Consider the following 15,099-nt stretch of genomic DNA (forward strand, 5'->3'; position numbering starts at 1 on the left):
GGCACTCCTTAACGGTCTTTCGGGTCGAGGGCATCACGCAAGCCATCGCCAATAAAGTTAAAACAGAATAGCGTCACCACCAGGAACCCTGCCGGGAACAGCAGTAACCATGGCGATACTTCCATCGAGTTGGCACCATCGCTGAGCAGTGCGCCCCAGCTACTTAGCGGCTCTTGTGTGCCAAGTCCCAGGAAGCTCAGGAAAGATTCAAACAGGATCATGCTGGGCACCAGCAATGAGGCGTAGACCACCACCACACCCAATACGTTTGGCACAATGTGGCGCACAACAATACGCACGGTAGACACCCCACCGACCTGGGCTGCTTCAATAAACTCTTTGCGCTTCAGGCTCAGCGTTTGTCCACGCACGATACGCGCCATATCCAGCCAGGAGACCATCCCGATCGCGACAAAAATCAGCAGGATATTTTGACCAAAGAAGGTGACCAGAAGGATCACGAAGAACATGAACGGGAAGGAGTTGAGGATTTCCAGCAGACGCATCATCACCGAGTCGATTTTTCCGCCGAGGTAGCCCGACAGAGAACCATACAGTGTACCCACAACCACCGCGACCAACGCCGCAGCAATGCCGACCATCAGCGAGATGCGCCCGCCAATCGCCACGCGCACCAACAGGTCGCGTCCCGACGAGTCAGTACCGAAATAGTGGCCTGATTCCGTATCCGGCGCGCTGGACATCATGCCCCAGTCGGTATCGAAGTAGGTAAACTGCGACAACATTGGCGCCAGGGTCACAAACAGCGCAATAATCACCAAAACCACGAGGCTGGCTACTGCCGCCCGGTTATGCATAAAGCGTCGACGCGCGTCCTGCCACAGGCTACGGCCTTCGACCTCCAGCTTCTCACTGAAATTTTCCAGCGCTTCGCTGTTTTTCTTACTTAACATCATAGCGAGCTCCAGTATCAGTAACGGATTTTCGGGTCGATTACGGCGTACAGCACATCGACAATCGCGTTAAACACGATGGTCAGCGCACCGACCAGAATAGTCAGGCTCAGTACCAGCGAGTAATCGCGGTTTAATGCGCCATTGACGAACAACTGGCCAATGCCCGGCAAACCATAGATGGTTTCAATAACCATCGAACCGGTAATGATGCCGACAAACGCGGGGCCCATATAGGACAACACCGGCAACAGCGCAGGTTTTAACGCATGGCGGAAAATAATCCGTCGCATCGGCAGCCCTTTAGCGCGCGCGGTACGAATAAAGTTAGAGTGCAGTACTTCAATCATCGAGCCGCGGGTAATACGCGCAATACTGGCAATATAGGCCAGGGATAACGCCACCATGGGCAGGATCATAAATTTCAGCGCCCCGCCGTTCCAGCCCCCGCCGGGTAGCCATTTCAAGGTTATGGCAAATATCATGACCAATAAGGGAGCGACCACGAAACTGGGGATAACTACCCCGGTCATTGCCACCCCCATCACCGTGTAGTCCCAACGTGTATTTTGCTTCAGCGCGGCTATCACTCCGGCGCTAACGCCGACGAGTACCGCCAGAATAAAGGCTGCCGCACCCAACTTCGCAGAAACCGGAAAGCTTGACGCGACCAGGTCATTAACGGTGTAGTCTTTATATTTAAAGGATGGCCCAAAATCACCGTGCGCCAGCTGTTTCAGATAGCTGAAATACTGCGTCGAGATAGGATCGTTAAGATGATATTTCGCTTCAATATTCGCCAGCACCTCTGGCGGTAACGCGCGTTCCCCGGTGAATGGGCTCCCCGGCGCCAGACGCATCATAAAGAATGAAATCGTAATAAGAATAAATAGCGTCGGAATCGCTTCCAGACAGCGGCGTAATATGAATTTTAACATTGCCCGTACCTTCTGGCGTGTGCCTTTATACCCGTCATACTTCAAGCTGCAGGTGCGTTGGCTTTACTCGCTCACGCCAGTCACTTACTTAAGTAAGCTCCTGGCGATTCGCTGCGTTGCCGCCTTCCTGCAACGTGAATTATTTAGGGTATACCTCTCTTTGTCTAAGGAGGTATTTAAAGTTCGAAGAAAAAGACACTGTGGGGCAAAAATGATTGCCCCACGTCTTGCCATTAATGCTTGATAATATACAAGTCTTTAACGTGGATATTATCCATCGGGTCTTTACCGGAGTATCCGCCTACCCAAGGTTTCACCAGGCGGGCGTTAACGTAGTAGAACACCGGTACAATCGCAGAGTCTTTATCCAGCAGCTGTTCTGCTTGCGAATACAGTTCACTGCGCTGAGCGTCATCAGTTGCTTTCAGGGTATCAGCAATCAACTTGTCAAATGCAGGGCTCTTATAGTGGACGGTGTTGTTGGAGCTGTCAGACAGCACCATATTCAGGAAAGACGTTGGTTCGTTATAATCCGCACACCAGCCTGCGCGTGAAACATCATAGTTGCCCTGATGACGCGTATCGAGGAACGTCTTCCACTCCTGATTTTCCAGCTTCACATTCGCACCCAGATTTTTCTTCCAGATGGATGCAGCAGCGATAGCCAGCTTTTTATGCAGATCGGATGTGTTATACAGCAGATCAAAGGTCAACGGTTTATCCGCGGTAAAACCAGCTTCGGCCAGCAGTTTTTTCGCTTCTTCGTTACGTTTTTCCTGTGACCACTTGAACCACTCTGGCTCAACCAGTTTAGCGCCATCGGTATATGGCGGGGTAAAGCTATAGGCAGGCAGATCGCCCTGGTTTTTCACTTTGTTGACGATAATGTCACGATCCAGCGCCAGCTTCAGGGCGGTACGAACACGAACATCGTTGAACGGTGCTTTTTGGTTGTTAATTTCGTAATAATAGGTGCACAGATAAGGATCAACGTGGACTTCGTTCGGGATCTCTTTTTTCAGTTTCTGGAATAACTCAATCGGCATGTTGTTATAGGTCATGTCGATTTCACCGCTGCGATAACGGTTCACGTCAGTCACTTCAGAAGAAATTGGCAGGTATGTGACCTGGTTAATAATGGTTTTCGCGTTGTCCCAGTATTGGGTATTACGCTCAAGTACAATACGCTCGTTGACAACCCAGTCTTTCAGTTTATAAGAGCCGTTAGAAACGATGTTAGCCGGCTGGGTCCATTTTTCACCGAATTTTTCCACCACGGCTTTAGGCACAGGGGAAAGAGAGGAGTGCACAAGGAGTTTGTAGAAATAAGGAACAGGTTCGCTCAGAGTGACTTCAAAGGTATGGTCGTCAATCGCTTTTACACCGAGATCGGTAACTGGCTTCTTACCGGCGATGATGTCATCAATATTGACAATATGCCCGTATTGTAAATAGCTGGCGTACGGTGAAGCGGTATTGGGGTTCGCCAGACGTTGCCAGCTATAGACGAAATCTTGTGCGGTAACGGGCGTGCCATCAGACCATTTGGCATCTTTACGCAGATGGAATGTCCAGACTTTAAAATCTTTATTTTCCCATTTATCAGCCACGCCCGGCGATGGTTTGCCATCAACGTCACTGATTAATAAACCTTCAAATAAATCACGGCTAATGTTGGATTCCGGTACACCTTCGATTTTATGCGGATCGAGTGACTGAACTTCCGAACCATTATTACGCACCAGAGTCTGCTTCTCTGCCAACTGTACGCCTGCTGGTACCACTGCTGCTGTAGCAACATTTCCAGCGATTAGCGCAGTTAGGATCCCCGCAGCTACTAAACTTTTTTTAGTGATGTTAGTCATTGTGTTTGTACTCCCTCATTATTATGGCTGGTTTTATAACCAGACTGTTAATCCTGTCAGGATCCCTGTACGGCACCGGAGATTTTCTGCCGTCAGGTGTTTTTTTGTTTACTGCTCGCTATCACCGACTTTATTTATTCTGGCGATTCGTTTGATCGCCTTGCGTCGATTATCTACGTACCTCCCCTGCCGGAAGCACGCTATTACCTTGTTGAGAGAAACTAACTGAAAATGATTCTCATCAACGTGAAATCTTCTGCCAAATACCTGGCCGGAAAGTATCAAATGCGTTTCTTCACCGCCAATACATTTTACAGATTTGTTAACCAATTCTCTTTTATTGAAAAAAAACCGCACAACAAAAGCAGAAAAAAAGCGATTTTTTAACAAAAATATTAATTAATTCAATACATTGCGTGAGACGCACGGCTCATCACCCTGTTCGACATCGAAGAGACGTCATAATGCACATAAATTTAACAATTGGTTATTAATTAGCACATTCATCTAAATTAGGTGCTGAAATAACTAATAACATTTCGATAATCCTTCAGCAAGCCCAAGAGTATGATGTTAATAAAATAACAATGCTGCCCTGGTTCATCTGTTCTGCTGAAAAGACAATTGTCTTTAAAATCAATACATAAAAATGCAGCTGGCTATCAGCATTTTTTATTATTGCTATGGCGCATTTCAACTTTAGTGAGAAGTTTTACTGATAATGGAGGGAAACGGAGCCAGAGAGCAGCTCCGTTTATATTGATTGGGTGGATTCAGGCAAGTAAACCCGGGAAAATGGATTTGATTCCGGTCACAATGAACTCAATGCCCAACGCCATGAGTAACAACCCCATAATACGTGTGATGACGTTGATGCCGGTTTGTCCCAACAGGCGAACCAGCCACGGCGCCATTCGAAACAATCCCCAACAGCACAGCGCAAACAGCGCAATTGCCACGAAAAAACCAAACAGATTAATGGCACTATGATAACGCGTGCCCCAGACGATGGTCGAGCTTATCGCCCCCGGCCCCGCCATTAACGGCAGCGCTAACGGGACTACGCCAATACTTTCGCGTATTGCCGTCTCCGACTTTTCCTGCTTGTTTTGCTTATCTTCCCCCAGTTTTCCGCTGATCATCGACATCGCGATAGTGACGACCAGGATACCACCGGCAATCCTGAACGAATCAATTGAGATACCAAACAATTGCAGAATTCCATCCCCCAGAAACAGAGAGGTCCACAGAATGATAGCAACCGATAGGTTTGCCGTAAGGTTGGTTTTATTACGTGCGGCAGCGGTCTGGTAGCTGGTCATGCTGATAAAGACAGGGATGATCCCTACCGGGTTGACCAAGGCAAATAACCCAATGAAAAATTTAAAATAGACAGGAAAATCGAATAGCGTATGGATCACGGTTAGCTCCGAAGCGTTAGCCGGATAAAATGAGTCATAAAAATTGATGAAATCCGCGCTGAAGATACGCCTTTTGTCAGCATACTTCACCTGCTATCTGCGTATATCTACGTAAATACGCTACCATTACTCGGTGTTATTAATATGTATTAAATATGCTAATGTTAACCTCATTCATTACATCAATTTTTTAACACTTACCAAGAAACGCTAAAAGGGCCTGCTGAAAGGTGTCAGCTTCGCGGAAACTTGATCCAGATCACGCAATTACTACTCAGAAGTGAGTAATCTTGCTTACGCCACCTGGAGGTAACGCGTTAGAGTTAAATGACGCTAACGCATAAGCTCTTTTAGTAAATCAAAGTAAAGTGGACGTTAATTAACCGTTTGATTTTCAAAACGTTATACAATTTTTCGTCAGTCTGTCTATACTCTCGTATCGAGCAGATGATTTACTAAAAAAGTTTAACATTATCAGGAGAGCATTATGGCTGTTACTAATGTCGCTGAACTTAACGCACTTGTAGAGCGCGTAAAAAAAGCCCAGCGTGAATATGCCAGTTTCACTCAAGAACAGGTTGACAAAATCTTCCGCGCCGCCGCTCTGGCAGCCGCAGACGCTCGAATCCCTCTCGCGAAAATGGCCGTTGCCGAATCCGGCATGGGCATCGTCGAAGACAAAGTGATCAAAAACCACTTTGCTTCCGAATACATTTACAACGCTTATAAAGATGAAAAGACCTGTGGTGTTCTGTCTGAAGACGACACTTTCGGCACTATCACCATCGCTGAACCGATTGGTATCATCTGCGGTATCGTTCCAACCACTAACCCGACATCTACCGCTATCTTCAAATCGCTGATCAGCCTGAAGACGCGTAACGCAATCATCTTCTCTCCACATCCGCGTGCTAAAGATGCCACTAACAAAGCGGCTGACATCGTTCTGCAGGCTGCTATCGCTGCGGGTGCACCGAAAGATCTGATCGGCTGGATCGATCAACCTTCCGTTGAACTGTCTAATGCTCTGATGCATCACCCGGACATCAACCTGATCCTTGCGACCGGCGGTCCAGGCATGGTTAAAGCAGCATACAGCTCCGGTAAACCAGCAATCGGCGTAGGCGCAGGTAACACCCCTGTGGTTATCGACGAAACTGCGGATATTAAGCGTGCTGTTGCTTCTGTGCTGATGTCTAAAACCTTCGATAACGGCGTAATCTGTGCTTCTGAACAGTCCGTTGTGGTTGTTGACTCTGTATACGATGCAGTTCGTGAACGTTTCGCTAGTCACGGCGGCTACATGCTGCAGGGTAAAGAGCTGAAAGCTGTTCAGGACGTTATCCTGAAAAATGGCGCACTGAACGCCGCTATCGTTGGTCAGCCGGCCTATAAAATTGCTGAACTGGCAGGCTTCTCGGTTCCGGAAACAACTAAGATCCTGATCGGTGAAGTGAAAGTTGTTGATGAAAGCGAGCCGTTTGCTCACGAAAAACTGTCCCCGACGCTGGCGATGTACCGTGCGAAAGATTTCGAAGATGCGGTAGACAAAGCAGAGAAACTGGTTGCGATGGGTGGTATCGGCCACACTTCTTGCCTGTACACTGACCAGGACAACCAACCAGAACGCGTTGCTTACTTCGGTCAGATGATGAAAACCGCGCGTATCCTGATTAACACCCCGGCTTCACAGGGTGGTATCGGCGACCTGTACAACTTCAAACTCGCACCTTCCCTGACTCTGGGTTGTGGTTCCTGGGGTGGTAACTCCATCTCTGAAAACGTTGGTCCTAAGCACCTGATCAACAAGAAAACCGTTGCTAAGCGAGCTGAAAACATGTTGTGGCACAAACTTCCGAAATCTATCTACTTCCGTCGTGGCTCACTGCCAATCGCGCTGGATGAAGTGATTACCGATGGTCACAAACGTGCTCTGATCGTGACCGACCGCTTCCTGTTCAATAACGGTTATGCTGACCAGATCACCTCCGTGCTGAAAGCATCCGGCGTTGAAACCGAAGTGTTCTTTGAAGTTGAAGCTGACCCGACTCTTAGCGTTGTTCGTAAAGGTGCTGAGCTGGCTAACTCCTTCAAACCTGACGTTATCATCGCACTGGGCGGTGGTTCCCCGATGGACGCCGCGAAAATCATGTGGGTGATGTACGAACATCCGGAAACCCATTTCGAAGAGCTGGCACTGCGCTTTATGGACATCCGTAAACGTATCTACAAGTTCCCGAAAATGGGCGTGAAAGCGAAAATGATCGCCGTCACCACCACTTCCGGTACCGGTTCTGAAGTGACTCCGTTTGCGGTTGTTACCGACGATGCAACGGGTCAGAAATATCCGCTGGCTGACTACGCGCTGACCCCAGACATGGCAATTGTCGATGCCAACCTGGTTATGGATATGCCGAAATCATTGTGTGCATTCGGTGGTCTGGATGCGGTGACTCACGCCCTGGAAGCTTACGTTTCCGTGCTGGCTTCTGAATTCTCTGATGGTCAGGCTCTGCAAGCGCTGAAACTGCTGAAAGAAAACCTGCCTGCATCCTACCATGAAGGTTCTAAGAACCCGGTAGCGCGTGAGCGTGTTCACAGTGCAGCAACCATCGCCGGTATCGCGTTTGCTAACGCCTTCCTGGGTGTATGTCACTCAATGGCGCACAAGCTGGGTTCTCAGTTCCACATTCCTCATGGTCTGGCGAACGCCCTGCTGATCAGCAACGTCATTCGTTATAACGCGAACGACAACCCGACTAAACAGACTGCATTCAGCCAGTATGATCGCCCTCAGGCTCGTCGTCGCTACGCTGAAATCGCAGACCATCTGGGTTTAAGCGCACCGGGCGACCGTACTGCGGCTAAAATCCAGAAACTGCTGGCATGGCTGGAAGAAATCAAAGCTGAACTGGGTATTCCTAAATCTATCCGTGAAGCTGGCGTTCAGGAAGCTGACTTCCTGGCACACGTCGACAAACTGTCCGAAGATGCGTTTGACGACCAGTGCACCGGTGCGAACCCGCGTTACCCGCTGATTTCTGAACTGAAACAGATCCTGCTGGATACTTACTACGGTCGTGAGTACAGCGAAGGTGAAACTGCTGCTAAAACTGAGCCAGCAGCCGCGCCTAAAGCTGAGAAAAAAGCGAAAAAATCCGCTTAATGCACTCACATAAGTTTTAGTATCTTCATAAACGGCCCTTTTGGGCCGTTTTTTTTTGCCATACTCAGCCAAAACCAGGCTATGCAGACGTCAGCCATTGTGGTGAAAAGGCGCAAGGGAAATAGGTGTGAGAGTGGCACCAGAAGGCAATGCCGCAGGGTAGTGCTTCTGGCTAAAGCAGAGACCTACCCTGCGATTTTAACTCAGCAGGAGAACAAGAGAGCTAGTCGTGGCTGTGACGTTCCTGAATGGCCGTCAGAGAGCCTTCAGACTGTGCTTCCTTATAATGCTTGCGGCACACCGATACATAACGTTCATTTCCGCCGATAACGACCTGCTCACCTTCGTTATAAGGTCTTCCGGCCTGATCAAGACGTAATACCATGCTGGCCTTACGGCCACAGAAACAAATCGTTTTTAATTCAACCAGCTTATCTGACCATGCAAGCAGGTATTCACTACCGCCGAATAGCTCACCACGAAAATCGGTGCGTAAGCCGTAACACAACACGGGAATATCCAGTTGATCAACAACCTCTGATAATTCATAAACCTGCTGTCGCGTCAGAAACTGAGACTCATCAACCAGCACGCAGTGAATTCGTTGCTGCGCGTTCTCCGCACGAATCTCCTCGAACAATGATGAATTTTGGTTAAACAATTTTGCTGGTGATGACAGGCCTATACGTGAACTTACTTTTCCCGCGCCAAAACGGTCATCAATTTCCGCTGTATATACAACGGCACGCATCCCACGTTCCTGATAATTGTATGAAGATTGCAGCAATGCCGTCGACTTGCCTGCATTCATTGCAGAATAGTAAAAATAAAGCTGTGCCATTGTGTATCGGCCCTCACCGGGGAAAATAAATATGGACAGGATTGTATCATATTTCACAAACATGTCGGTGCAGCGTGACATCCGGGATGTATAAAAGAACGTGCGAACATCGCCCTGTTTCGTCTAAATACCTCGCCGCGCGGAAGTGCCCTTGAGTACTTTCTCATGGGCACGATAGAGTGAAAGCACGCAGCCAAAGCACACACAACCTGAAGTATGATGTGTATATACACATTCTTTCACAAATAGTGCTCCTGAAATTCATCAACGTCACTTATCAACACCGTGCAATAAAGAAACCCTGCCCTTATTGTTATTGCCTCTAACGATAGCCACCTTGTAATAGGGGATTCCCGTAAGCAAAACTAATACAAAAGGTTGAAATCACTGCAAAGAGATACTATTTGTACACTATGAAATGTGACCTGAATCTTGAATTTTTACTCGCTGCAGCCGGGAAGCTCGCATACCAATAAGCCTTTTTTATGCCCGACCGCGTCGTAAAATTAAGACAGAACAATTAATACAGACACTAAATAAAGAGCAATTTTGAATTCCTTACATTCCTGGCTATTGCACAACTGAATTTATCGCTCTATTATTAGCTCAACAAACCACCCCCAATATAAGTTTGAGATTACTACAATGAGCGAAGCACTTAAAATTCTGAACAACATCCGTACTCTTCGTGCGCAGGCGAGAGAATGTACTCTGGAAACGCTTGAAGAAATGCTGGAAAAATTAGAAGTTGTAGTTAGCGAGCGTCGCGAAGAAGAAAGCGCTGCTGCTGCTGAAGTTGAAGAGCGTACTCGTAAACTGCAACAATATCGTGAAATGTTGATTGCTGATGGTATTGATCCGAACGAACTGCTGAATAGCATGGCAGCGGTTAAGTCCGGCACCAAAGCTAAACGCGCAGCGCGTCCGGCTAAATATAGCTACGTTGACGAAAACGGTGAAACTAAAACCTGGACTGGCCAGGGTCGTACACCGGCTGTGATCAAAAAAGCGATGGAAGAACAAGGTAAACAACTGGACGATTTCCTGATCAAGGAATAATTCAGAAATAATTTGCTTAAAATCCCGCCACTGGCGGGATTTTTTTTACCCGTACTTCGCCCATCGCCTACCCAAATTAGGTATAAAAAACGGCGCTGGATTAGCAGCGCCGTTCTGTCCTTATAATACCGCGAGGTTACTTCTTAATACCCATCTCATCTTCAAGCCATGCTTTAAATTCAGCGCCAAGCGTATTATGGCGAATACCATATTCAACGAACGCCTGCATATAGCCCAGCTTATTGCCACAGTCATGGCTTTTGCCCTTCATGTGATAGGCTTCTACCGTTTCTTTTTCGATCAGCATATCGATAGCGTCGGTCAGCTGAATTTCATCACCTGCTCCCGGAGGTGTTTTTGCCAGCAGAGGCCAGATATCCGCACTGAGAACATAACGCCCCACAACGGCCAGATTAGAGGGCGCAACGTCTGCTTTCGGTTTTTCTACCACGCCAACCATCGGTACGCTTTCACCAGGCGTTAATTCAACGCCCTTGCAATCAACAACACCATAAGCCGTTACGTCTGCTACAGGCTCAACCATAATCTGGCTGCTGCCTGTTTCATCAAAACGGTGGATCATTTCAGCAAGGTTGTCACGGGATAAATCAGATTCGTATTCGTCAAGAATAACGTCCGGCAGGATGACCGCAACGGGTTCATCGCCAACAACCGGATGGGCACACAATACCGCGTGCCCCAGACCTTTTGCCAGCCCCTGACGCACCTGCATAATAGTGACATGCGGAGGACAAATAGATTGCACTTCTTCCAGAAGCTGACGTTTTACGCGTTTTTCCAGCATCGCTTCAAGTTCAAAGCTGGTATCAAAGTGGTTTTCAATTGAATTTTTAGACGAGTGAGTCACGAGTACAATTTCAGTGATGCCCGCAGCAATACATTCGTTTACGACGTACTGAATTAATGGCTTATCAACCAACGGTAGCATCTCTTTCGGGATTGCCTTCGTAGCCGGTAACATCCTGGTTCCTAATCCCGCAACCGGGATAACGGCCTTTTTGACTTTTGAATTAAGGGCAGCCATTTAAAACTCTCCTGGACTGTTCATATATTGAACGTGTTCATCAATCTGTTTCGCATCCGAGTATATCAGTACCGCAGTAAGCTTCTGGTCTGAAAAGGACGCACGTCGGTATAATTAAGATAAATACGAATAAATCTGCCGCTGATAGTAGCACTCACAGCGTAAGGGAGGTAAACCAATTTCATTCACTCCCCTCTCGATTGTTCATTCCGCAGACAACATCAGGCGCAGGCGACCGCCTGCCCCCCAAATTTGGCACTGCCAGGATTCACAGCGCTGACTTAGCTGATTCAAATACGTATTACCTAACGTGCCCAGCGGAACACCATTACTGATTTGTACGTGATGTGAACCGGTATTTAATGTCGCATTCAGCCCAGCCGATACCAGAATCAGATTTTTTAATCCGCTATGGTAATACCCCACCAGCAGTGGAAACTGTCCGGGTAAATTAGCCTGACGCAGTAAATGATTCACCTGTTTCAATAGCGCACCGAGCTCAGGCAAACGTTGATTTTGATGGGTGAGCTGTTCTTGCAGCAAACCATTAAACAGCGCGCGCAGTAATAATGCAGCCAGGACACCATTATCCCCTGCTCGAGTAACATCCAGACAATAGAAGGCGAGATCGTGGTCCGATAATGGGGCAATATCCAGTACCAGCCCAGGTTGATCAGCGGCGACCAACTGGCGGTAGTTGACCCGACAATGCGAGATGACCTGCGACACGGGGGGCTGCAATTCTTGCAACAGTTTTGCAGCAGCTGCAGGATCGCCCACCATCGCATCCCAGTCACGAAACAGGCGCTCTTCTTCTTCCACGCGAGAGTTAAACATATTGGGATAAAGACACGCAAAAACGGTTTCTCGCAGGCGGTTAAGGTCCTTCACAGGCTTTAAAAGAACATCATCCACACCGAGTCGTAATGCTTTGGCAATATCGGCCATATTTTCCGTTGCGGAGATCACCAGAATAGGTGTCTGATCGCCACGATTACGCAGATACTCAACCAGTTTAAGGCCGTTCATTCGCGGCATAGCGAGATCGCAAATCATCAGGTCGGGGGTGAAGCGCCCCAGTAACTCCAGCGCATCAAGCCCGTCTTCCGCTACTGCTGTTGTCGCTCCCAAAGAGGAAAACCATGAATCCAGAAGCGAGCGAAATACTGGCTCATCTTCAACGATAAGAATCTGTTTTCCGACCAATGGCTGCGTCATATTCTCCCCCCTGACTGGCTTTAGTAAATAGTGGCATGCTATTGCAACTCACGCCTGTCAGAATTTGCTTAAGTGTTGATAAAAAATGCGTTAAACGTTGGTTTTTACCAGGGGCAGAAGCTCATCCATTTTCTTCTCGACCGCTAACTGCCCGGCAGCAATTGCTGCACTGGCGCGATGGAAATCCAGCGTGGATATTTGCGGACAAAACGGCTGAATCAGAATATCAGGTGGGTCCCCAGCCATACGGTTGCGCTTGAGACGGTTTTCCAGAACCTGAATCGAGGTCGTCATGATCTCCATCGCCGTAGGTGCCGTGACTGCACGCCGGGCCGTAATGTTGCTCAAGCGCTCTTTCAGGCGGGCATGCCATGACAGCTCATCATCATCGTTCGCTTCGGTTTCACTATTGACGTTGAAGGAGAGCAGGTCCTGTTGCATCAGGTGCGCATCATGTTGCAGGTCGACCGCAATAACGATATCGGCCCCCAACGCACGCGTCAGAGAGACGGGTACAGGGTTCACCACCGCACCATCAACCAACCAATAACCATTATGCGCCACAGGTGACATCAGGCCAGGAATACTGCAGGAGGCACGGACGGCAAGGTGCAAATCACCTTCGGTAAACCAGAGTTCACGGCCCGTACTGAGATTGGTTGCGACAGTGGCAAAACGACGTGAGCATTGTTCGATAGATTCTACCGGCATGACATTCCGATACTGATTGAATACCCGTTCGCCGCGCAATAATCCGCCCCTGCGCCACGAGAGATCCATCAGACGTAAAACATCCCAGTAACTGAAGGAGCAAACCCACTGTTCAAGCGCGGGGAGTTTGTTACATGCGTAGGCGGCGCCGACCAGTGAGCCAATGGAACACCCTGCCACAATATCAATATCAATGCCCATGTGTTTCAGGGCTTTGATCACACCAATATGCGACCAGCCGCGTGCTGCGCCGGAACCTAGCGCCAGCCCAATTTTTATTTTTCTCATTATACCTACAGACTTCCCCTGGCTTGCAGACGTAGCAACATCGCCACGGCTCAGTTAACATAGTGCCACCCAGGCGTTTTTACGCCGTTTTTTTATTCCAGGGAGTACTTTGTGTCTCAGCTTTGTCCCTGTGGTAGCGCTGTCGAGTATAGCCTATGTTGCTACCGTTATGTGTCCGGTGCACAAGTAGCACCTACGCCGTCACATCTCATGCGTTCTCGTTACTGTGCTTTTGTGATGAAAGACGCAGATTACCTCGTCAAAACCTGGCATCCAGATTGCCATGCCGCCGATTTCCGGGATGACATTATTGCAGGATTTACCCATACCGAATGGCTGGGGCTGACCGTTTTTGAACAGCAGACGGCAGAAACCGACACTATCGGTTATGTCAGTTTTGTCGCACGGTTTTCTGAACAGGGAAAAACAGGCGCAATTATCGAACGCTCTCGTTTTTTAAAAGAAAACGGTCAGTGGTACTATATCGATGGTACACGCCCGCAAATTGGACGAAACGATACCTGCCCTTGTGGCTCCGGTAAAAAATTTAAAAAGTGCTGCGGCTAATCAACGCCCGACAGTATCAATTATGCAAACATTCTCAACAGGATCTCCGCTGCAAATGCATTCATTACAACGAAAAGTGCTGCGTACTATTTGCCCGGACCAAAAAGGTCTGATCGCACGCATTACTAACATCTGTTATAAGCACGAACTGAACATCGTGCAGAACAATGAGTTCGTGGACCACCGTACCGGGCGTTTTTTCATGCGTACCGAGCTGGAAGGCATTTTTAACGATGTCACACTGCTGACCGATCTGGACAGCGCGCTACCAGAAGGTTCCATTCGCGAGCTTACGCCAGCGGGACGTCGCCGCATCGTTATTTTAGTCACCAAAGAAGCCCACTGTTTGGGCGATCTGTTAATGAAGGCCAATTACGGCGGACTGGATGTTGAAATTGCCGCAGTTATCGGCAACCACGACACGCTACGTTCCCTGGTTGAGCGTTTTGACATTCCTTTTGAGCTGGTCAGCCACGAAGGATTAACGCGTGACGAGCATGACCAAAAAATGGCGGACGCTATCGACGCACATCAGCCAGACTATGTCGTACTGGCAAAATATATGCGTGTCCTGACACCGACATTTGTTTCTCGCTTCCCAAATAAGATCATCAACATTCACCACTCATTCCTGCCCGCCTTTATTGGCGCACGCCCGTACCATCAGGCGTATGAGCGCGGCGTGAAGATCATCGGAGCGACAGCCCACTATGTAAATGACAATCTCGACGAAGGTCCGATCATCATGCAGGACGTGATTCATGTGGATCATACCTATACCGCAGAGGATATGATGCGTGCCGGCCGTGACGTTGAGAAAAACGTATTAAGCCGTGCGCTGTATCAGGTTCTGGCCCAGCGAGTTTTCGTTTACGGTAACCGAACGATTATTCTGTAATCACCAATAATATGAATTGATTAGCTTTACTGCGTTACGGATGAAAAGTACGCAAACGATCCACGTTAAGCAAAGGAATGCTTTACAGCGGCGCGTCATTTGATATGATGCGCCCCGCTTCCCAAGGAAGCAGGCCAGTAACATAGCATTACCCCGTGGTGGGGTTCC

General features: G+C 48.4%; 12 protein-coding genes. 4 read left to right on the forward strand and 8 right to left on the reverse strand.

Features of this window, described 5'->3' with window-relative positions:
- Window positions 1–8: 8 nt before the first annotated feature.
- The 4 genes from oppC to ychE form a co-directional block, all read right to left on the reverse strand.
- Window positions 9–917, reverse strand: coding sequence for an oligopeptide ABC transporter permease OppC (oppC, locus tag RYZ59_RS18515; protein WP_005126406.1), 909 nt, complete (start codon window positions 915–917; stop codon window positions 9–11).
- A gap of 14 nt (window positions 918–931) precedes the next feature.
- Window positions 932–1,852: an oligopeptide ABC transporter permease OppB gene (oppB, locus tag RYZ59_RS18520; RefSeq protein ID WP_137381705.1), complete on the reverse strand. Its 921-nt coding sequence runs from the start codon at window positions 1,850–1,852 to the stop codon at window positions 932–934.
- A 233-nt stretch (window positions 1,853–2,085) separates the two neighbouring features.
- Window positions 2,086–3,717: an oligopeptide ABC transporter substrate-binding protein OppA gene (gene oppA / locus RYZ59_RS18525; protein WP_137381704.1), complete on the reverse strand. Its 1,632-nt coding sequence runs from the start codon at window positions 3,715–3,717 to the stop codon at window positions 2,086–2,088.
- 773 nt (window positions 3,718–4,490) lie between these two features.
- Window positions 4,491–5,138 (reverse strand): NAAT family transporter YchE, encoded by a 648-nt coding sequence (gene ychE / locus RYZ59_RS18530; protein WP_137381703.1) that lies wholly within the window; start codon window positions 5,136–5,138, stop codon window positions 4,491–4,493.
- Window positions 5,139–5,625: 487 nt separating this feature from the next.
- Between ychE and adhE the strand changes: the two genes are divergently transcribed.
- Complete coding sequence (gene adhE / locus RYZ59_RS18535) at window positions 5,626–8,304, forward strand: bifunctional acetaldehyde-CoA/alcohol dehydrogenase (RefSeq protein ID WP_202038501.1); 2,679 nt, start codon at window positions 5,626–5,628, stop codon at window positions 8,302–8,304.
- Between the two features lie 223 nt (window positions 8,305–8,527).
- Here adhE and tdk read toward each other — a convergent pair whose 3' ends face one another.
- Complete coding sequence (gene tdk, locus RYZ59_RS18540; RefSeq protein WP_005126397.1) at window positions 8,528–9,145, reverse strand: thymidine kinase; 618 nt, start codon at window positions 9,143–9,145, stop codon at window positions 8,528–8,530.
- 645 nt (window positions 9,146–9,790) lie between these two features.
- Between tdk and hns the strand changes: the two genes are divergently transcribed.
- Entirely contained in the window at window positions 9,791–10,204 is a 414-nt protein-coding gene (hns, locus tag RYZ59_RS18545; protein ID WP_003020723.1) for a histone-like nucleoid-structuring protein H-NS, read from the forward strand.
- A gap of 136 nt (window positions 10,205–10,340) precedes the next feature.
- On the opposite strand, the gene galU is transcribed toward hns, so the two are convergent.
- The 3 genes from galU to rssA form a co-directional block, all read right to left on the reverse strand.
- Window positions 10,341–11,249, reverse strand: coding sequence for a UTP--glucose-1-phosphate uridylyltransferase GalU (gene galU, locus RYZ59_RS18550; RefSeq protein WP_045443617.1), 909 nt, complete (start codon window positions 11,247–11,249; stop codon window positions 10,341–10,343).
- A 204-nt stretch (window positions 11,250–11,453) separates the two neighbouring features.
- On the reverse strand, window positions 11,454–12,467 hold the full coding sequence (gene rssB, locus RYZ59_RS18555; RefSeq protein WP_202038500.1) for a two-component system response regulator RssB: 1,014 nt from the start codon (window positions 12,465–12,467) through the stop codon (window positions 11,454–11,456).
- Window positions 12,468–12,557: 90 nt separating this feature from the next.
- Window positions 12,558–13,466 carry a patatin-like phospholipase RssA gene (gene rssA / locus RYZ59_RS18560; protein ID WP_137381699.1) on the reverse strand — a complete coding sequence of 303 codons (909 nt, stop codon included), beginning with the start codon at window positions 13,464–13,466 and terminating at the stop codon, window positions 12,558–12,560.
- Between the two features lie 111 nt (window positions 13,467–13,577).
- Here rssA and RYZ59_RS18565 point away from each other — a divergent pair, with 111 nt between their 5' ends.
- Entirely contained in the window at window positions 13,578–14,033 is a 456-nt protein-coding gene (locus RYZ59_RS18565; protein WP_137381698.1) for a YchJ family protein, read from the forward strand.
- A 55-nt stretch (window positions 14,034–14,088) separates the two neighbouring features.
- Window positions 14,089–14,931 (forward strand): formyltetrahydrofolate deformylase, encoded by an 843-nt coding sequence (gene purU / locus RYZ59_RS18570; RefSeq protein WP_005126391.1) that lies wholly within the window; start codon window positions 14,089–14,091, stop codon window positions 14,929–14,931.
- Window positions 14,932–15,099: the final 168 nt, after the last annotated feature.

The organism is Citrobacter sp. HN-141, assembly GCF_033341895.1.
Classification (GTDB): domain Bacteria; phylum Pseudomonadota; class Gammaproteobacteria; order Enterobacterales; family Enterobacteriaceae; genus Citrobacter.

Excerpts from the sequence above, each read along its gene's own strand:
- oppC (WP_005126406.1), bottom strand. The coding sequence starts at position 917 with ATGATGTTAAGTAAGAAAAACAGCGAAGCGCTGGAAAATTTCAGTGAG.
- oppB (WP_137381705.1), bottom strand. The coding sequence starts at position 1,852 with ATGTTAAAATTCATATTACGCCGCTGTCTGGAAGCGATTCCGACGCTA.
- oppA (WP_137381704.1), bottom strand. The coding sequence starts at position 3,717 with ATGACTAACATCACTAAAAAAAGTTTAGTAGCTGCGGGGATCCTAACT.
- adhE (WP_202038501.1), top strand. The coding sequence starts at position 5,626 with ATGGCTGTTACTAATGTCGCTGAACTTAACGCACTTGTAGAGCGCGTA.
- tdk (WP_005126397.1), bottom strand. The coding sequence starts at position 9,145 with ATGGCACAGCTTTATTTTTACTATTCTGCAATGAATGCAGGCAAGTCG.
- hns (WP_003020723.1), top strand. The coding sequence starts at position 9,791 with ATGAGCGAAGCACTTAAAATTCTGAACAACATCCGTACTCTTCGTGCG.
- galU (WP_045443617.1), bottom strand. The coding sequence starts at position 11,249 with ATGGCTGCCCTTAATTCAAAAGTCAAAAAGGCCGTTATCCCGGTTGCG.
- rssB (WP_202038500.1), bottom strand. The coding sequence starts at position 12,467 with ATGACGCAGCCATTGGTCGGAAAACAGATTCTTATCGTTGAAGATGAG.
- rssA (WP_137381699.1), bottom strand. The coding sequence starts at position 13,466 with ATGAGAAAAATAAAAATTGGGCTGGCGCTAGGTTCCGGCGCAGCACGC.
- purU (WP_005126391.1), top strand. The coding sequence starts at position 14,089 with ATGCATTCATTACAACGAAAAGTGCTGCGTACTATTTGCCCGGACCAA.